Raw genomic sequence first — 17,995 nt, forward strand, 5'->3', positions numbered from 1 at the left:
GAAGTCGACTCTGCCCTGAATCAGGCCGAAGGAGGAATTGACCCAGCATTCATCCGACAGATGCCTCGGACAAAAGCTCTGGTCCAGGAAATCTTGCGCCTTTACCCATCCGCGTGGTGGTTCGCGAGACAGGCTTTGACAGATGATGTAATTGATGGAGTCCCGGTCAAAAAGGGATCGTCTGTACTGATCTGCCCTTGGGTATTGCACCGACATCCGGATCTTTGGTCCGACCCCGAAAAGCTGGATCCGGAAAGATTTATGCAGGATCAGGAACGGGACAAGTTTTCATACATACCTTTTGGTGCTGGCTCGCGCATGTGTATAGGGGCTCATCTTGGAACATCAGAGCTTGTCGGAATTGCCGCTGCCTTTGTTTCGGCATTCGAACTGAAAGCCCTATCAGGTCCATTGCAATCCCTGAAACCCTATGGGGGATTGACGCTGGCGCTACCTGATGGCGGTCTGAAAATAACACTCAAGCCACGTCCTTTAACTGGAGGTACAAATGCCTGAAACAGTGAAATCAAAAAAAACCCATAATATATCCCAACCCATACTCTCCCCGGATGGAGAGATAACGGCCTGGATTATGTGCAAGACCCTCGCTGTTGTAGCAGAGGAAATGGAAAATCTAAATCTTGTCTCGATAGCAAGGGATATAAGAAGGGTACAGGCTGACACTACAGCAGTAATTGCCAGATCCTTTTTGGAAAATGGTCCTGAAGAATGATTATCTATTATTGGCGTGTGTTGTTCTTAGGGGATTATGATTATGATCAAATACATATCCATTCAGAAAATCTTCCATCCGGGAAGCGGGAATTGCCAAGCCATACAGATGCCAGATCACGCTTCCGCAATGAAAGCAGACTTCCCTGGCGCAGATAGTATCAATGCGAAAGATGTTCAGAACGAAGCGCCTTTCACAGCAGGAATAACTCCCTAAAATCATGGTTCTCCATCTTTGGTTATCAGCAGCTTATCTGCATTCCTGAAAAAATCCTCAAGTGGCACGTCCAACAAGATGGAAATCTGATACAGTCTGCCAGCAGACAATCGATTTTTGCTATGTTCATATTTGTAAACCTGCTGCTAGGCAATCCCTATCAACTTCCCAAATTTTTGCAGAGAAAGGCCCTTCCGGGACCTGATAATTCTCAGGTTTTTCCCGAGAAGGACATCTATCGGGGCTGGAATGTTGCCGCGCCTTGGCATTGGTAATCCTTTCATTTCACCGCACTCTCCGAACTCAGAGTATGTTTTCATAATGGGGGTCAGCGAAAACCTTTATAATGGAAATTAACTTTTCGCGAAGCTTCTCAGGCACATTCCTTAGCATGTTTATATAAACTGCTTCCTGAGGTGTTAGCAGGGTGCCTTTCGGACTGGCGCCGGAATTCCCGAAGAACTTTTCTATCGGCACATCTAGAATGACAGAAAGTTGATAGAGGCGGCTTGCACTAATGCGATTAAGGCCCCTTTCGTATTTCTGAAGCTGTTGGAAAGAAACTCCCAGCTTTCCCGCCAGTTTTTCCTGAGTCCAGCCTTTCAGCAGGCGCATAACCTTGAGAAATTCTCCTACTTGGACATCTATGGGATGGGGGCCGTCACCCCGTTTCATTATAAAAAGTTCCGACATCCTTCTCTCCGGGTGATGTTGTTCTTATTTTGTTTTTTACCTCAAAGGAAATCGCTTATATATTGAACATTCTTTTTTGTATATATAGACGAAGTGAAATTAACAAGAATTTGACCAAAAAGTTAACGTAGCAGGGCCCCTCCAAGGAGAGGCAGGTCTGGTTTGTAAAGCCAACGGCAAAGGGATATCTTGCAAGAGCCTGTAACTAATATCTGGATGTCTGTGACCTAAGACAGGTCGCAGGGATGATAGTGACATCCCTTGCAAGTACATTTATCGACGGATTTCAGTTATGAGAAACCTGTGCCACCCTGAAGGGAATAACTTTTCCATCCTGAATAACACTGTCCAGGTGGTCGGCCCAGAACTGCATCATCTTATGCCGCTCCGGAAGGTACTCAGCCCGGTTATAGGCTCCCCGGACCTCGTTCCGCTCACAGTGGGCCAGCTGGCGCTCGATCACGTCAGAGCGGAAACCGGCCTCGTTAAGGTATGTGCTGGCGACAGATCGGAATCCGTGACCCGTCATCTTGCCCTTGTATCCCAATCGGTAGAGGGCAAACAGCAGGGTATTGTTGCCCAGCTATTACATGATGCACAGGCAGACAACCAATCGGTAGAGGGCAAACAGCAGGGTATTGTTGCTGATGGGCTTGGCGAAGCTCTGACCCGGAAAGACGAAGCTGCTTTCTCCGGCAAGAATCTTCAGTTCCTCACCGTCAAACAGTCTGTACGGCCTGTCCTTCGGCTTTGCATTACGGCATGCCAGCTCGGTCAGTTTCATGGGGGTATATTTCCTGCGGGGGTATTTCTGTACCCCCAGATTCACCGGATGTAAACGGACCATAGGGGACGTCGGCAGACGATCAGGTGCTTATCAGGCGCCAGTTTTTCAGGTTTTCCGGACTTTAATGGACGTCTTTGAACAAGGAAATGGTGGAAGGGGCAGGATTCGAACCTGCGTACGCTGACGCGGGCAGATTTACAGTCTGCTGCCTTTAACCACTCGGCCACCCTTCCACAGGTTTTTCATAAAAATGAAAAGCAGGAGGGGCACTATGAGGATTTTCCGGAAAAAGTCAACGGCTGCTGTCATCTCCGGGTGTATTGTCCAGCATGGCCTTCTGCATCTTTTCCAGGGCGCGGACCTCGATCTGGCGGACACGCTCGCGGCTGATGCCATATTCCCGGGACAGGTCCTCAAGGGTTGAGGGCTCGTCCTGCAGGCGTCGCCGGGACAGGATGCTGCGCTCGCGCTCGTTCAGATCCTGCATGGCCTGGTGCAGCAGCCCTGATCTCTGGTCTTTTTCTTCCTCTTCAGCCAGGACATCTTCCTGGCCGGGTGATGTATCGGCCAGCCAGTCTATCCACTCGCCGTCACCTTCAATCCCGATAGGAGCGTTGAGAGAACGGTCAGGGCTGGCCATGCGGCGGTTCATGGAGACAACCTCTTCCTCCGGCACGTCCAGTTTTCCGGCGATGGTTCTGACCTGCTCGGGGGTCAGGTCACCCTCGTCAATCGCTTTCATCTCCCCTTTCAGGCGGCGCAGGTTGAAAAACAGCTTTTTCTGTGCGGCCGTGGTTCCCATTTTCACCAGCGACCAGGAATGCAGGATGTATTCCTGGATCGAGGCCCGGATCCACCACATGGCATAGGTGGCAAGGCGGAAGCCCCGCTCGGGGTCAAAGCGCTTGACGGCCTGTATCATGCCTACGTTGCCTTCCGAGATCAGTTCGGACAGGGGCAGGCCATAGCCGCGATAGCCCATGGCTATTTTCGCTACCAGGCGCAGGTGGCTGGTCACGAGGCGGTGGGCTGCCTGGAGGTCGCCATGCTCGCGCCAGGATTTGGCCAGCATGTATTCCTCTTCCGGCTGCAGGAGCGGAAATTTCCGGATTTCCTGCAGGTACCGGGACAGGTTCCCTTCCTGGGCCATCAGGGAGAATGGTCTGGGTTTTGACATGTCTTGTTCCGGCCTTTCTTCAGGGTTGCAGAGTATAACCTGTCTGTGGCTAAAAAGGGACTGTTCTGAACAGGGGACCAGACAGGGGCAAAACATTAAAAAACAAAGGAAAAATCCCTACTTTACATTCCGGGGGAAGCAATTATAGGTATTAATAAATGTATTAATGCACTTTGGGGGAAGCCCGGCATGAAAAGAAGGGTTCCGCACCATTCTGGACTGTTCCTGACAGCTCTGGTCGCTCTTTCGGGTCTTTCCGGACTTTCTGGTTCACAGGCCCTTGCTGCCACAGTCACCAACACATTCAACGTTACGGCCAACGTCAGCAGCGAATGCGCCGTCTCGGCCGCCACCCTTGCCTTTGGCACCTATTCCATTACGGCCTCTTCTCCCGATGATGCCACCTCCACGATTACTGTCACGTGCACAAACGGAACAGACTGGGACGTCAGCCTCAATGGCGGCGGTACAGGCCTTATCCTGGCCCGCCTCATGAGCGGGACCGGAAACCCCCTCAATCTTCTGGGGTACCAGCTGTACACCAGCGCCGGACGCACAACTGTATGGGGAGATGGCCTGCTGGGAAGCCAGGTGTCCGGCACAGGAACCGGGTCTGCACAGTCCCTGACGGTCTATGGCCGGATCCCGGCCGGTCAGGCTGTGGCTTCGGATTCCTATACTGATACTGTAACCGTTGCTGTAACCTACTGAACCTTCTGGACGAGGCTGGCCCATGAGGTTTTTCACGGTTGCCCTCTGCCTTTCCGCAGCTGTGCTGATGGCAACTGTTTTGCCTGCAAGGGCCGCCCTCCAGGTATCTCCGGTGATTGTGGAGATGGCCGGCGAGACAAGGGCAACAACCCTGGTTGTTGAAAACAGGGGCAGCGGGAAAACCACCATCCAGGTCCGGGCCTTTGACTGGAGCCAGGACAATGGCGAGGAAGCTCTCTTTCCGTCACAGGTTCTCCATGTCAGTCCTCCCATTTTTACCCTGACCCCCGGAAAGCGGCAGGTCGTGCGTCTTGTAGCGGATCGTCCTGCCCCCTTTGTGGGGGAATCCTCTTTCCGGCTTTTTGTGGACGAGCTTCCCCTGGAACAGGAAGGAACGACAATCCGCCTGCCTGTCCGTTTTATCCTGCCCGTTTTCGTCGGGACTCCTGCAGAGGCTTCAGACGAACTGAAGTGGAGTGTCCGCAAGACGGCTCCGGCCTCGGTCCGTATTGAGGCCCGCAATATCGGCGGCCGGCGGGCAAGGCTGACAGATATCCAGCTCCGTGATGCAGGCGGACGGAAACTGGGCGAGATTTCCGGCCTGGCGGGCTATGTCCTGGCGGGCCGCTCCCTTGCCTGGGATATCGGAATTCCTCCGGAGAGGGCGACAGGCGATGTCCGGATTACGGCCATGAATGGGCAGGACAGTCTGGATGTGCGTGTGCCGCTCCATGTCATTCCCTGAGTGCCGGCACCTTGCCACGCTTTCTGTTTTTGCTCTTCTGTCGTGTCTTTCGGTTCCGGCCCGGGGGGAGACCCTGTGGCTGGAGACCCTTGTGAACGGATACACAACGCGGACAGTGGTAGCCTATCGCCAGCAGGATAACGCTCTGGATATTGACCGCGAGGATCTGGAAAAGCTGGGTTTGAAGCCCGGCCCGGAATCTGCCGCAGCAGATGGCGGGACCATAAGTCTGGCAGATATTCCGAACCTGGCGTACGCCGTGGATGGCCCGTCCCAGACTATCGACCTGCAGGTTCCCTGGCAGCAGGTCGACCCTAAAATCATCAGTGTCCTCCAGACAACGGACAGCCCGGTGGCGGAGCCTGTCTCCGGCTGGGGAAGCGTGCTCAGCTATGACGTGTTTGCGGAGTACCAGGATGTGGACGGGCCGGACGACGGGGAAACCGCTGGGGGTTTTGGCAACGCCCGGCTCTTTGCCCCCTGGGGTGTGGCTAACACCTCGTTTTTTGGTCAGGCCGGAAACGGGGAATCATCCCTGACCCGTCTGGAAAGTACGGCTGTTTTTGACCGGCAGGAGAACCTGACCACATGGCGCCTGGGAGATTTTGTCACCGGGTCTGCCCAGTGGTCCCGTCCTGTGCGCCTTGGCGGGATCCAGTGGAGCCGCAACCGCGACCTGCGCCCGGATCTGGTGCCCTATCCGGTTCCGTCCCTGAGCGGAGAGGTGACGGTGCCCTCGACCCTGGATGTGTTTGTGGACGGGGCCCTGCGCTACAGCCAGGAGTCCGAACCCGGACCCTTTGTCATTGATGATCTGCCAGTAATTACGGGACGGGGAGAGGCCAGTGTGGTCCTGCGGGATGCCCTGGGGCGGGAAACTGTCGCCACCATGCCCTTCTATGTGAGTACGTCCCTGCTGCAGCAGGGGCTGACGGACTATGGTCTGGACGCCGGCTTCATCCGTCGCGAATACGGGATTGAGAGCAGCAACTATGGTTCGTGGGGGGCCACAGCGTCCCTGCGCCACGGACTGATGGATACCGTGACGCTGGAGGGCCACGCCGAAACAGCCGGTGATCTGGTCATGGCGGGGGGAGGGGCCTATGTGCAGGTCGGGACCCTGGGTGTTGTGAACGCTTCCGGAGCCTGGAGCACCATGGAGGGCGGTGATACCGGAACCATGGTGAGTGCCGGGTTCGAGCATCGCAGCGCAACACTGACTGTCGGCGGACAGCTGACACTGACCCAGGGACAGTTTGCGGATATGGCTCTTTAGGGGTTGCGTGGGTGGGGATTGACCGGGGCGGTACCGATGACTCTTCCCTGGTTACTGCAAGCTGGAACCGCGAGGTTCTGCGCTATGGGTGGCTGACGGCCACATCCCTGTATGATGTGGAGGAGCGCGGGGCCACCTTCAGCCTGTCCTTTTCCATCCCCCTGGGGAGTGGGATCGACAGCAACACGACAATGCGGCATGCGACAAAGGACCGGGGATGGTCGCTGCGACAGACTGTGGCCGACCTGCCCGAGGAAGACCAGGGCTTCGGGTGGCGCATGGACGGAGAGGTCCGCAACCACAGTTACCGCCGCATGGAAGCGTCCGCCCTGTGGGACGGATCGTCCTTCAACGCGACGGCTGACCTGTCAGTGTCCAATGAGTTCAATGCAGCCCGTGCGGGAATCAGCGGATCCCTGGTCGCCATTGCCGGTGGCGGGATCTTTCCTGCCGACCGCATTGATGACGCTTTTGCCGTTGTGGATACGGATGGCGTCGCCGGTGTGAAGGTCTGGCGTGAAAACAGATACCTGGGCACGACAGACAGCGACGGTCTTCTGCTCGTGGATAATCTGGGATCATGGAACCGGAACCTTCTGGCTGTGGATCCCCTGGATTTTCCCTTGCAGAAAGATCTGGATGATCCTGCGCAGATCGTTGTGCCCCGGGGCCAGTCGGGAACCGTGGTTTCATTCAGGGCGGACAGGGTATCCCGGCATCTGGTCAGGCTTGTCCTGCCGGATGGGGGGTTTGTTCCGCTGGGGGCCACAGTGTCCGGTCCGGCGGGCGAGGCTGTGACAGGCTATGATGGACAGGCCTGGGTGGGTGGCCTGGAAGAGGGTGTGGTCCTCACAGCCATATGGAAACAGGGCCGCTGCAGCGCCCGCATTGATTCCGTGCCCGCGGAGAAAACAACAGAAGGGGGGACATTCCAGTGCGTTCCGGACGGTCCGTAAGAAAGCTTTTGTTCCTGCTGGTGTTCTCTGCCGGCCTGCTGTCGGCGGGAGAGGCCCGTGCACAGCTGACATGCGGTGTCAGTGGCACAACCGTGGCTTTCGGAACATACAGCCCGGCCAGTGTCACGCCCCGGGACAGCACGGGAACTGTTTCCGTGACGTGCAACGCGCTGATCGCTCTCTTTGTCAGTTTCCAGGTCCAGCTGTCCACCGGCGGTAGCGGGTCCTATGCGGCCCGGACCATGGTGAGCGGCGCCAATACCCTGAACTACCAGTTGCATACCACCGCGCTGCGCAATACCGTCTGGGGAAACGGAACCGGTGGAACATCACAGATCAGTTTTTCATCGCCTGTTGCAGTCTTTCCGCTTGCCATCAACTATACGGTCTATGGCCGCATTCCGGCCCTGCAGACGTCCACCCGGACCGGTTCCTACACGGATACCGTCACGGTGACCCTCATTTACTGACCGGCCTGTTTTGCTGTATCAGGACAGTTTCCGTTTCCTGATGACCGGTCCATGGACAGATCTGTGTTGCCTCCCGGCAGGGTTTTTGCCCTGATCCTGTACACCCTGAAGACCCTGCCGCGGCGGGTTTGTGGTGATGGGTGCACTCTCAGCTGCCTGCATGGCGGTGGCCATGGCCACGAATATCGGGATGATGTACGCCTTCAAGCTGCTGGTGGACAGTCTGGCCGGCCTGTCGGCGGCGGATCCGTGGCAGGCCGCCCAAAAACCCTTTGTGATCGTGGCCCTGTGCTGTCTGGTTCACAATATCCTGCACCGGATCCGCACCTTTGCCAACGGGTACAGCACACCGGATGTGGAAAGCCGGCTGCGGGAAGTCATGATGGACAGCCTGCGCGCCTCCATCGCTGTCATTCCCCAGGATCCATCCCTGTTCCACCGGTCCCTGCGGGACAACATTGCCTATGAAAACCCCATAGCCACCGAGGAGCAGGTGATTGAGGCTGCAAAGGCGGCACAGGCCCATGACTTCATCATGGCGCTGCCGGACCGCTACGACACCCTGGTGGGAGAGCGGGGGGTCAAGCTGTCCGGCGGCCAGCGCCAGCGAATCGCCATAGCGCGGGCTATCCTGAAAAATGCCCCGGTCCTGCTGCTGGACGAGGCCACGTCGGCGCTGGACAGCCAGACCGAGCGGGCCCTCCAGGCGGCCTTTCACACAGCCATGGAAGGGCGCACCACCCTGGTGGTGGCCCACCGCCTGTCCACCCTGGCCCATCTGGACCGCATTCTGGTCATGGACAACGGGCAGATTGTGGAAGATGGCCCCCTGTCGGGCCTTCTGGCCATGGACGGTCATTTCGCCCGCCTGTGGCGCCTGCAGGCGGACGGGTTTCTGCCGGAAAAGCTCTGAAAATCCGCCCCTGAAAAAAATTCTTGCAGCAAGAATAATTATACCTTAATTGCAATTCGAACTGTTCTTCATCCCCAAAAGGTGAATTGCGCCCAGTCCCTGACCCTGCAACGCTCCAGCCCTGATTTCCAGAGGCAGAAGGAGGAGAGAAAATGGCCCTGATCTCCCTTCATGACATACACCCCGGTGTGTGGTTCGCGCAGCGTATGGCCGGGGTAGCAGAGTATGCAGACAGTATCCGGAAATGGATGGTGAGGCATCCCGGGAAGACCAGTGGCATTATCACACTTCCCGGTGATCTGTGCATGTTTGCGTCCGGTATCCTGACGCGGGATGCTGCCAAGATCGTGGCCGGGATGTGCGGGGCCTTTTCCAGCATTACCCAGATCCGGTACGCTGATCCTGAATCGCCTGATGCGGGAAAGCCGTGGTTTATCGATCCCCAGGACCGGAAAATAACCTATGCTGATGTCGCTGAGGGCCGGGTTCCCCAGGAAACATGGAGCGCACTGAGCGCCGCCCAGTTCGGAATGCTTCTTTACTCCGGAATGCAGAGAGGCGAACACCTGGGCTGGATGGATGCCCTGACCGGGGCCGGAAACACGGGTGCATACCTGTGGATCCTGTTCCGGCGGGAAAAGGACAGCCAGTCCTCGATGGTGGCGCCGACAGCAGTTCTGATAACTGCCTCCGTGCCGTCCCTGGTTGCAGGCCTCACAGCGTCGCCCCGCGACTGGCTGATGGTGGCCTGTATGGGTATCTATGTGGTGGGAAATGCCCTCATGCTCCGGGCCAGAAAAAGGGTGCTGGCCGGAGAGGCAGAGCCTGCTGTCACCCCGCCACAAACAGTGCCTTCAGCCCGTCCGTGATGAACTGCACGGCCATGGCGGCCAGAAGCAGGCCCATGACCCGGATGATCACCTGGACGATGCCTTCGCCCAGCACAGCCATCATGCGTCTGGCCGTGAAGAACAGTCCCAGGGTGATCAGCAGGACCAGGATCAGACCGCTCCAGACGGCGGCCAGGTCCGGCCTTGTCTGCGCTTCTGCTGTCAGCAGAAGCAGGGCCGTGATGCAGCCTGGACCGGACATGAGGGGGATGGCCAGCGGGTAGACAGAGATATGCCCGGGGTTCAGGACCACTGCCGGTTTTTCACTATCCAGGGTGGTCTGGCCATGCTGTCCGAACAGCATGCGAAAACCGGTTGCAAAAAGCAGAATTCCCCCGGCTACGCGGAAAGCGGGCAGGGAAATTCCCGCAAAGTGCAGGATAATCTGGCCCAGAAGACCGAAAAACAGCAGGATGGAAAAGGCCGTCGCCACGGCCCGCAGATAGATCCTGTGCGCAGTGGCTGTCGGCATGCCGTGGGTCAGGCCCGCGCCGGCCGCGCTTGTGCCTATGGGGTCGACGATCACAAAGAATGTGGTAAAGGCCACAAGGGTTGATGACAGGAACAGGGCCACCTCCTGTTGATATGCCCTTCATTTGTGCTCCCGCGCTGGCCGCTTGTCCATGGGATTTGTGGAGAGTGGAAGGAATATTGCTATTGCCGTTGCCTGCCGGAAACCCTATGTATCCCCCCATGACTGTCTATATCGATACGACCGATGCCCTGGCGGCGTTTTGCCGCAGTGTGTCCGAAGACGCCTTTGTCACCGTGGATACCGAGTTTATCCGGGAAAAGACCTACTGGCCCCAGCTGTGCCTGGTCCAGGTGGCCGGGGAGAAGCAGGCCGTGGTCATCGACCCGCTGTCTGACCGCCTGTCGCTGGATCCGTTGCATGACCTGATGCAGGCCCCGATTCTGAAGGTTTTCCACGCTGCCCGCCAGGACGTGGAGATCTTCCACAACCTGACGGGGCAGGTACCAGGCCCCCTGTTCGACACCCAGATCGGCGCCATGGCCTGTGGCTTTGGCGAAAGTGTGGGGTACGAGAACCTGATCGGCAAGCTGGTGGGGGCAAAGATTGATAAATCCAGCCGCTATACAGACTGGTCGCGCCGCCCGCTGACCGAGCGCCAGCTGGACTATGCCCTGTCCGACGTCACGCACCTGCGCCCGGCCTATGGAAAGCTGCACGACCAGCTGGAGCGCAAGGGGCGCAAGGACTGGATCCATGACGAAATGAAGATCCTGTCTGATCCCGGAACCTATCTGGTCAATCCCGACGAGGCCTGGAAACGGATCCGGGTCCGCAACCCAAAGCCCAGGATGCTGACTGTTCTGCGCGAAGTAACCCGCTGGCGGGAACTGGAAGCGCGCAGCCGCAACATGCCCCGCGCCTGGGTGCTGAAGGACGAGGCTGTCCTGGAAATTGCGGCAGGGATGCCAAAAACACCCGAGGATCTGTCGCGCATCCGCGGTCTGGGGCGCGGGGGATCGGCGAAGGAGCAGGAGTCCCTGCTGGCTGCTGTCCGGCGCGGGCTGGAGGTGCCGGACCACCTGTGCCTGAAACCCGAAGACCGGACAGAACTGTCCGGTTCAGACCAGGCTGTGATCGAGATGCTGAAGGTCCTTCTGAAGATCAAGGCCGAGGAGCATGACGTGGCCCCTCGCCTGATTGCGGGCACGGAAGATCTGGAAGCCCTGGCGGTCGGGAGCGATCCTCATATTTCGCCCCTCCGGGGCTGGCGGCGGGTTGTTTTTGGCGATGACGCCCTGGCCCTGCGGGACGGAAAACTGGGCCTGTCCATACGGGGTGGTCGCATCCACGTGGCGCCTGTGCAGCACTGATGGGGGACCGATGCGCCGTTTCCTGTTTCCCTTTCTCTGTCTGACAGTCGTTGTAGCGGCCCTGGCATGGTCAGGCATCAATCCGCGCGACCGGTTCACCTGGTGGCTGGAGATTGCGCCAGTCCTGGTGGCCCTGCCGGTACTCGTCCTGACCTTCAGGACATTCCGGCTGACGGACCTTCTGTACGGCCTGCTGGCCGCGCACATGATCATCCTGATCGTTGGCGGGCATTACACATACGCCGAGGTGCCCCTGTTCAACTGGCTGCGCGATGTCCTGCACGGCAGCCGCAACAGCTATGACGGTGTAGGCCATTTCGCGCAGGGTTTTGTGCCTGCCATTCTGGTGCGGGAACTGTTGCTGCGTACGTCCCCCCTGCGTCCCGGAAAGTGGCTGTTCGCGATAGTCGTATTCTCCTGCCTGGGGATCAGCGCCGCGTACGAGCTGGTGGAATGGGCTGTGGCCGTAGTGACCGGCGGGGACGGCGCGGCAGACTTCCTCGGCACCCAGGGTGATATATGGGATACCCAGAAAGACATGGCGCTGGCCGGCCTTGGCGCCATCCTGGCGCTTGTATCTTTGGGCCGCGCGCATGACCGAGCGCTGATTTTCCTCTCCCCCTGGGGGAGAGGTCGCGAAGGCTGAAAAGCCTGAGCGGGTGAGGGGTATTGCTGAGCATTCTTCCCTGCGACTCCTCACCTGTTCGCTGCGCTCACCTCCTCTCCCCCTGGGGGAGAGGAAAAGACGTCTACACCTGCTCCAGCAGCATGTTGATGTGGGGAATGTGTTCGCCGTCGTAGGCGTACACATCGCTGATCGCGCGAAATCCCATTTTTTCATAGGCCGGTTGCCGGTAGAGCTGGAGCGAGGTCCAGGCGGAACAGCCGGGATGGTGTGACCGAAGCCAGTCCAGGCGCTTTTCGATCATGGTGCGGCCAAGCCCCTTTCCACGATGGGACCGGGCCACGCACAGGCGGCCCAGGACAGCCTCTTTCCTTTTTACTCCCGGTGCAAACAGTCGTGAATATGCCACCAGCCTGTCCCCGTCATAGCCCAGCAGGTGCAGGGCTTTCTGGTCCTCGCCATCCGGATCTGCATAGACGGCCCGCTGTTCGTTGATAAAGACTTCGGCGCGCAGCTGCAGGATATCATACAGCTGCTGCAGTTCGAGATCATGGAATTCCAGGAGGGACCAGGAAAGGGAAGGGGGCATGGTGAGATTCCTCCACTTGCTGTGCTTGGTCGGAATGACAAAAAGGGCTTTGTCATCCTGAGCGGCGCGCAGTCGAGAGATCTCCGCCTGAAAGAGATCCCGCCACTCGGCTTTACAGCCTCGGTCGGGATGACATTTACTGCAGGGATATCAGACTTTATCCCGCCATGGCCTTGCGTCTGGGCGGTGTCGGATCGGCGTAGTCGAAGGTCAGGGCATCGTCCTTCAGCGCGATGCGCACTGCGCCGCCGTGGGTCAGCTTGCCGAACAGGAGTTCTTCCGCCAGGGGTTTCTTGACGTATTCCTGGATGGTGCGGGCCAGGGGACGTGCGCCCATGACGGGGTCATAGCCCTTTTTCGCCAGCCAGCCTCGCGCCTCGGGCGACAGTTCCAGCGTGACGCTGCGGTCGGACAGCTGGGCTTCCAGCTCGATGATGAACTTGTCGACCACCAGGGCCACCATGTCGGGCGACAGGGCGGCAAAGCCGATGATGGCGTCCAGCCGGTTGCGGAATTCGGGCGTGAACATGCGCTTGATGGCGTCCTCGTCCTCTCCCGTGCGGCCTTCGCGGCCAAAACCCAGGGCGGGTTTGGCCATGTCGGCAGCGCCGGCGTTGGTGGTCATGATCAGGATCACGTTGCGGAAGTTGACCGCCTTGCCGTTGGTGTCGGTCAGCTTGCCGTGGTCCATGACCTGCAGCAGGATGTTGAACAGGTCCGGGTGGGCCTTTTCCACCTCGTCCAGCAGCAGGACGCAGTGGGGATGCTGGTCCACCGCATCGGTCAGCAGGCCGCCCTGGTCAAAGCCCACATAGCCCGGCGGCGCGCCGATCAGGCGGCTGACCGTGTGGCGTTCCATGTACTCGGACATGTCAAAGCGGATCAGCTCGATGCCCAGCAGGTTGGCCAGCTGGCGGGCCACCTCGGTCTTGCCCACGCCGGTGGGGCCCGAGAACAGATAGTTGCCCACAGGCTTTTCGGGGGAGCGCAGGCCGGCGCGGGCCAGCTTGATCGAACTGGCCAGCGCCTCGATGGCCTTGTCCTGGCCGAACACCATGGTTTTCAGGTTGCGCTCCAGATTCTGGAGGGTTTCACGGTCATTGCGCGAGACCGACTTGGTGGGAATGCGGGCGATGCGGGCCACCGCCCCCTCGATATCGCGCACCCCGATGGTCTTTTTCCGGCGGGATTCGGGCAGCAGCGACTGGGCCGCGCCCACCTCGTCGATAATGTCGATGGCCTTGTCGGGCAGCTTGCGGTCGCCGATGTACTTGTCCGACAGTTCCACGGCCGCGCGGATGGCATCGCCCGTATAGCGGACCTTGTGATAGTCCTCGTAATAGGGTTTCAGACCCTTCAGGATCTTGATGGAATCCTCGACCGACGGCTCGTTCACGTCGATCTTCTGGAACCGCCGGACCAGCGCCCGGTCCTTCTCGAAGTGGGTGCGGTATTCCTTGTAGGTGGTGGACCCGATGCAGCGCAGGGCCCCGCCGGACAGGGCGGGCTTGAGCAGGTTGGACGCATCCATGGCGCCGCCGGATGTAGACCCGGCGCCGATGACGGTATGGATCTCGTCGATGAACAGGATCGCCCCGTCCCAGGCCTGCAGTTCCGCCACAACAGCTTTCAGGCGCTCCTCGAAATCGCCGCGATAGCGGGTGCCAGCCAGCAGGGTGCCCATGTCCAGGGAGAAGATGGTGGCGTTCTTCAGGACTGCCGGGACCTGGCCCTCCACGATCCGCTTGGCCAGCCCCTCGGCAATGGCGGTCTTGCCCACGCCTGGCTCCCCCACGAACAGGGGGTTGTTCTTGGACCGGCGGCACAGCACCTGGATGGTGCGTTCCACCTCCTGCTCGCGGCCAATGAGGGGGTCGATCTTGCCCGTGGCGGCCTTGCGGTTGAGGTTGATGCAGTACGCGTCCAGAGCCTCGGTCGATCCTCCCGCCTTGCGCGAGGGTTTTGCAGGGCCCGCAGGCGCGCCTTCCCCTCCGGCCTTCTCTCCGCCGCCAGCCTTCTCTCCGCCCTTGCCGTCCTTGCCGGTAGCCTTGGCGATGCCGTGAGCCAGGAAATTGACCGCGTCAAAGCGGGTCATGTCCTGTTCCTGCAGGAAATACACCGCGTGGCTTTCCCGTTCCGAGAACAGGGCCACCAGCACGTTGGCGCCGGTCACATCCTCCCGCCCCGAGGACTGGACGTGGATGGCGGCGCGCTGGATCACCCGCTGGAATCCGGCGGTGGGTTTTGCCTCTTCCCCCCGGGCGGATACCAGGGCGGTCAGCTCGGTGTCAATATAGTCGGCCAGATCCTTGCGCAGCTTTTCCAGGTCCACGCTGCAGGATTTCATGACGGTGGCGGCGTCCTGGTCGTCCACCAGCGCCAGCAGCAGGTGCTCCAGCGTGGCGTATTCGTGCCGCCGCTCCATGGCCAGCGCCAGCGCCCGGTGCAGGGTCTGTTCCAGATTCCGTGACAGCATGGGCGCCTACTCCTTTTCCAGCGTGCACTTCAGCGGATGCTGGTGGCGTATGGCCAGCCGCATGACCTGTTCCGCCTTTGTCTCCGCCACGTCCCAGGGGAATATACCACAGATTCCCCTGCCGTCATGGTGGACCTGAAGCATGATTTTCATGGCCTCTTCCCGGGATTTTCCGAAAAAGGTTTCCAGAATATGGACGACAAAGTCCATGGGCGTATAGTCATCATTGAGCATTAACACCTTGTACAGGGCCGGCCGGCGGGTCCTGGTCCTGACCCGCGTGGTCGTACCTGTTTCCGGCTGTTCCTTGGGGCGTTTCCGGGGCATGGCGTCCGTTCCCGTCGTATCTGCTTTCTGGCTTGCCCCCATTATACCAGAAAACAGGCTTTTTTTGTGTCAGCAGGGATTGTTTTCAGGGGGATATGGCAAAATCAGGCAGGGATGGTCCAGACGGGGGCTGCAGTTGAAGGAACGGGCCAGAACCGCGCGCCGGATTCTTGCGGAGGAAGGCGATGCCATCAGTCGCCGGCCCCTGACGGGGCGTATTGCCCTGGCCGCCGCCAGCTTCGATTTCTGGCTGGAGCGGCTGGGTTGGCCTGATGTAAAGCCGAACGTCTGGAATGACTGGAATAAATTGCATGCCCTTGTGAAGGCACTGCCGGACGAACAGCGCGATCTTCTGGCCTCCGATATGGAACTCCAGCTTGTCGCACTGCGCAGCCTGCAGGTTCCTGCCGGGTATTTCAGGTTCACGAACAGGATCATAGAACGGGCCTGGGAGGCATTTTCCGCAACAGACATTGCGCACACCCTGTTGCCGGTCTGGATGGAGGAAGCTTCTGCATGCCTCATTGACAGGAAAACCGGCGGTATTCCTGGCCGGTGGCTTGAGGAGATTCCCGGTGGCGAACCCATGCTTTCCATGGAGGCGCGGCAGAGACTTGATGCGGCTGGTATCACCCATGCCCGCTGCGTGCAGCTCATGAACGCAGCCAGCGCCGCCATAAACGATGCGTATATCGGGATTATGAGAGGTTATGGCATTGATGATCCGTCACCCGCCGTGCAGGTGCGCGATGCCGTTACACCGGAAGAGCGTGCCGACCAGTACAGCGCGTGGGTTGATGAAAACGGCTTTCCCTATTATCGCGTGGGCGATCGCTCGATGGCGGTGCTTGATCCGCGCCTGTGCATCCATATTGCCTTTCACGAGCCGCACCATGACATCCAGCGACGTCTCATGGGTCTGCGCAAGGCCGGGTTGCCGGAATACCTTGATGAGACGGTGCAGATATTTGACATGCACCGTGCGTATCAGGTCGTCAACTGTCCGCCCACGGTGTTTTTTGTCAACGACTGGCTGCGCCATCTGGCCATGGAAGCTTACCGCGGTGACCCGGTCGAGGAGACCGCCCTTTATCAGGGCTGGATGGCCGAACTGCACCTTGCAGCCGACAGCAGCCTGGGCCTGTCGCCTGTGGTACAGCATGTTCTGGGCCAGAAACCTTATCTCACCAGACACCTGCCGCCGGACATCCGGAGCTTGTTTGAAAACCATTGCCGGGAAAACGCGATGGCGGTCAGGGTGGATCCCCGGCCCTGAGTGTGTCCTACATCAGCCCTGGGACTTCCGGGTTCAGGCTGCTGCCAGGCGGGCAGAAGAAAACCGTTTCCAGTGTTTCAGGATCTGCCCGGTCCAGGGCCTGTTCCCGGCGCAGCAGGTTGTGGATAAAGCCTCTGAGGGTTGCCGGTCCGCCGTCCGGCAGGGCTGACAGCAGCAGCTTTGTCACGGCTCCGGGACAGGCCGTTTCCGATGTCGCAACGTGGCGCCTGACGAACTGTCCCCAGTCTGCTCCGGCCGTCTGCAGGACCAGAATCGTAAAGAGCATGTCACTGTCGCACACATCCTGGTGCAGGGTCACGATATCCACCCCATACAGGCCAGCCTTGTCCAGAACCGTCAGCGGGGACCATGTCCGGTCCAGCGGGAGGCCGTTCCAGGGCTCCGCAGGGCCTTCAGGGGACAGCAGGATGCCGGCATGGGTCAGGAAATACAGGGACCGGCAGATTTCCAGGGCTTCTGCGTTCCCTTCCGCAAGTTTTTCCAGGGCTGCCAGAACCTGATGTTCTTCACCCCGGTTCTCCAGCACCTGGTGGTCGCACCATGACAGGCGGGTTCTGTACAGGGGATGCAGTCTCATGGAGTGTGGCCTGGTTTTTCTGACTGGCGGACCCGGCGGGATTCGAACCCACGACCTCTGCCTTCGGAGGGCAGCACTCTATCCAGCTGAGCTACGGGTCCGCAAAGGTGCCGGCAACCTAGAGGGTATCCCCTTTCGGGTCAAGGGTTATGCCGGAATTCCTTGGCCGGATTTTCCCGCTTTATTTTAAGGTGCCTGCGGGTATTGAACCAATACCGAAGAGGAGTCAGTCATATGTTTGACCAGAAGACCATTGATGAAATCACGCAGTGGGCCACTGCAAGACGTGCAAACCGGAATGTAAACTTCTGGCTGTGGCTGGCAGGACTGGGAATTTGTGGATTTGGCAGCTGGCATGGTTCCAGATACAGCCTTGGGACAGAAAGACAGGAATTCATCACCATTACCGGGAAAGAGGTTTATGGTGACGCTGTGGGGCAGCCCCGCTTTATGGTGTGGGGGCAGCAGCCGGGCGGTCGGCCAGAGCTGTATGAGGTGGGTTCGTCCTGGCCTCGTCGGCACTTTGGACAGGCGGAGGTTTTCCGGAACCTAGAAGAAGACCAGATCTGTGCAGTGAGAGTACACTGGCAGCGCATGTCCTTACCCAGCCCGTATGCTCTGGGGGGCAACTATCCCAACATCCTGCATGTTGAATCGTGTTTTCCTCCCCCGGAGCCAAAGCCCTGAAAAGC

General features: G+C 58.9%; 20 protein-coding genes, 2 tRNA genes and 2 pseudogenes. 13 read left to right on the top strand and 11 right to left on the bottom strand.

Features of this window, described 5'->3' with window-relative positions; translation table 11 throughout:
- Both M3O22_01750 and M3O22_01755 read left to right on the top strand, forming a co-directional pair.
- On the top strand, positions 1-516 hold a 516-nt coding region (locus M3O22_01750), incomplete at its 5' end, for a cytochrome P450 (protein MDP9195486.1).
- The gene (locus tag M3O22_01755) at positions 509-733 is read left to right on the top strand and encodes a hypothetical protein (GenBank protein ID MDP9195487.1); all 225 of its coding nucleotides are present in this window, start codon (positions 509-511) and stop codon (positions 731-733) included. The genes M3O22_01750 and M3O22_01755, both read left to right, overlap by 8 nt.
- A 519-nt stretch (positions 734-1,252) precedes the next feature.
- On the opposite strand, the gene M3O22_01760 is transcribed toward M3O22_01755, so the two are convergent.
- The 5 genes and pseudogenes from M3O22_01760 to rpoH form a co-directional block, all read right to left on the bottom strand.
- The gene (locus M3O22_01760; protein ID MDP9195488.1) at positions 1,253-1,642 is read right to left on the bottom strand and encodes a helix-turn-helix domain-containing protein; all 390 of its coding nucleotides are present in this window, start codon (positions 1,640-1,642) and stop codon (positions 1,253-1,255) included.
- 286 nt (positions 1,643-1,928) lie between these two features.
- Positions 1,929-2,219 (bottom strand): annotated as a pseudogene (locus M3O22_01765) (integrase).
- Between the two features lie 9 nt (positions 2,220-2,228).
- Positions 2,229-2,426, bottom strand: coding sequence for a hypothetical protein (locus tag M3O22_01770; GenBank protein MDP9195489.1), 198 nt, complete (start codon positions 2,424-2,426; stop codon positions 2,229-2,231).
- 150 nt (positions 2,427-2,576) lie between these two features.
- A tRNA-Tyr gene (locus M3O22_01775) sits at positions 2,577-2,662 on the bottom strand.
- A 59-nt stretch (positions 2,663-2,721) separates the two neighbouring features.
- Positions 2,722-3,606, bottom strand: coding sequence for an RNA polymerase sigma factor RpoH (rpoH, locus tag M3O22_01780; GenBank protein MDP9195490.1), 885 nt, complete (start codon positions 3,604-3,606; stop codon positions 2,722-2,724).
- A gap of 189 nt (positions 3,607-3,795) precedes the next feature.
- Between rpoH and M3O22_01785 the strand changes: the two genes are divergently transcribed.
- The 7 genes and pseudogenes from M3O22_01785 (at position 3,796) to M3O22_01815 (ending at position 9,546) form a co-directional block, all read left to right on the top strand.
- Positions 3,796-4,317: a spore coat U domain-containing protein gene (locus tag M3O22_01785; protein ID MDP9195491.1), complete on the top strand. Its 522-nt coding sequence runs from the start codon at positions 3,796-3,798 to the stop codon at positions 4,315-4,317.
- A 67-nt stretch (positions 4,318-4,384) separates the two neighbouring features.
- Positions 4,385-5,062: a fimbria/pilus periplasmic chaperone gene (locus M3O22_01790; protein ID MDP9195492.1), complete on the top strand. Its 678-nt coding sequence runs from the start codon at positions 4,385-4,387 to the stop codon at positions 5,060-5,062.
- Positions 5,049-6,338: a fimbria/pilus outer membrane usher protein gene (locus M3O22_01795; GenBank protein MDP9195493.1), complete on the top strand. Its 1,290-nt coding sequence runs from the start codon at positions 5,049-5,051 to the stop codon at positions 6,336-6,338. Before M3O22_01790 ends, M3O22_01795 begins: the two co-directional genes overlap by 14 nt.
- Before the next feature lie 11 nt (positions 6,339-6,349).
- Complete coding sequence (locus tag M3O22_01800) at positions 6,350-7,294, top strand: fimbria/pilus outer membrane usher protein (protein ID MDP9195494.1); 945 nt, start codon at positions 6,350-6,352, stop codon at positions 7,292-7,294.
- Positions 7,273-7,764 (top strand): spore coat U domain-containing protein, encoded by a 492-nt coding sequence (locus M3O22_01805; protein MDP9195495.1) that lies wholly within the window; start codon positions 7,273-7,275, stop codon positions 7,762-7,764. The genes M3O22_01800 and M3O22_01805 overlap by 22 nt, the downstream gene beginning before the upstream one ends.
- A 352-nt stretch (positions 7,765-8,116) precedes the next feature.
- Positions 8,117-8,677: pseudogene (locus M3O22_01810) on the top strand (ATP-binding cassette domain-containing protein).
- Positions 8,678-8,829: 152 nt separating this feature from the next.
- A complete protein-coding gene (locus M3O22_01815) occupies positions 8,830-9,546 on the top strand; it encodes a hypothetical protein (protein MDP9195496.1) in 717 nt (238 codons plus the stop codon).
- On the opposite strand, the gene M3O22_01820 is transcribed toward M3O22_01815, so the two are convergent.
- Complete coding sequence (locus M3O22_01820; GenBank protein MDP9195497.1) at positions 9,509-10,141, bottom strand: MarC family protein; 633 nt, start codon at positions 10,139-10,141, stop codon at positions 9,509-9,511. The genes M3O22_01815 and M3O22_01820 overlap by 38 nt on opposite strands.
- Positions 10,142-10,248: 107 nt before the next feature.
- Here M3O22_01820 and rnd point away from each other — a divergent pair, with 107 nt between their 5' ends.
- Complete coding sequence (gene rnd / locus M3O22_01825; protein MDP9195498.1) at positions 10,249-11,412, top strand: ribonuclease D; 1,164 nt, start codon at positions 10,249-10,251, stop codon at positions 11,410-11,412.
- A 10-nt stretch (positions 11,413-11,422) separates the two neighbouring features.
- Positions 11,423-12,058, top strand: a complete 636-nt coding sequence (locus tag M3O22_01830; GenBank protein MDP9195499.1) for a DUF2238 domain-containing protein — start codon at positions 11,423-11,425, stop codon at positions 12,056-12,058.
- 103 nt (positions 12,059-12,161) lie between these two features.
- Here M3O22_01830 and M3O22_01835 read toward each other — a convergent pair whose 3' ends face one another.
- The 3 genes from M3O22_01835 to clpS all read right to left on the bottom strand — a co-directional run bounded on the left by M3O22_01835 (position 12,162) and on the right by clpS (position 15,429).
- Positions 12,162-12,626, bottom strand: a complete 465-nt coding sequence (locus M3O22_01835; protein MDP9195500.1) for a GNAT family N-acetyltransferase — start codon at positions 12,624-12,626, stop codon at positions 12,162-12,164.
- 157 nt (positions 12,627-12,783) lie between these two features.
- The gene (gene clpA / locus M3O22_01840) at positions 12,784-15,102 is read right to left on the bottom strand and encodes an ATP-dependent Clp protease ATP-binding subunit ClpA (protein ID MDP9195501.1); all 2,319 of its coding nucleotides are present in this window, start codon (positions 15,100-15,102) and stop codon (positions 12,784-12,786) included.
- A gap of 6 nt (positions 15,103-15,108) precedes the next feature.
- A complete protein-coding gene (gene clpS, locus M3O22_01845) occupies positions 15,109-15,429 on the bottom strand; it encodes an ATP-dependent Clp protease adapter ClpS (protein ID MDP9195502.1) in 321 nt (106 codons plus the stop codon).
- A gap of 136 nt (positions 15,430-15,565) precedes the next feature.
- Here clpS and M3O22_01850 point away from each other — a divergent pair, with 136 nt between their 5' ends.
- Complete coding sequence (locus tag M3O22_01850) at positions 15,566-16,705, top strand: hypothetical protein (GenBank protein ID MDP9195503.1); 1,140 nt, start codon at positions 15,566-15,568, stop codon at positions 16,703-16,705.
- Between the two features lie 7 nt (positions 16,706-16,712).
- On the opposite strand, the gene M3O22_01855 is transcribed toward M3O22_01850, so the two are convergent.
- Positions 16,713-17,303 carry a hypothetical protein gene (locus M3O22_01855; protein MDP9195504.1) on the bottom strand — a complete coding sequence of 197 codons (591 nt, stop codon included), beginning with the start codon at positions 17,301-17,303 and terminating at the stop codon, positions 16,713-16,715.
- Between the two features lie 24 nt (positions 17,304-17,327).
- A tRNA-Arg gene (locus M3O22_01860) sits at positions 17,328-17,404 on the bottom strand.
- A 133-nt stretch (positions 17,405-17,537) separates the two neighbouring features.
- Here M3O22_01860 and M3O22_01865 point away from each other — a divergent pair.
- Positions 17,538-17,990: a hypothetical protein gene (locus tag M3O22_01865; protein MDP9195505.1), complete on the top strand. Its 453-nt coding sequence runs from the start codon at positions 17,538-17,540 to the stop codon at positions 17,988-17,990.
- The last annotated feature ends 5 nt before the right edge of the window (positions 17,991-17,995 follow it).

This window comes from Pseudomonadota bacterium (genome assembly GCA_030775045.1).
Taxonomy (GTDB): Bacteria; Pseudomonadota; Alphaproteobacteria; order JALYJY01; family JALYJY01; genus JALYJY01.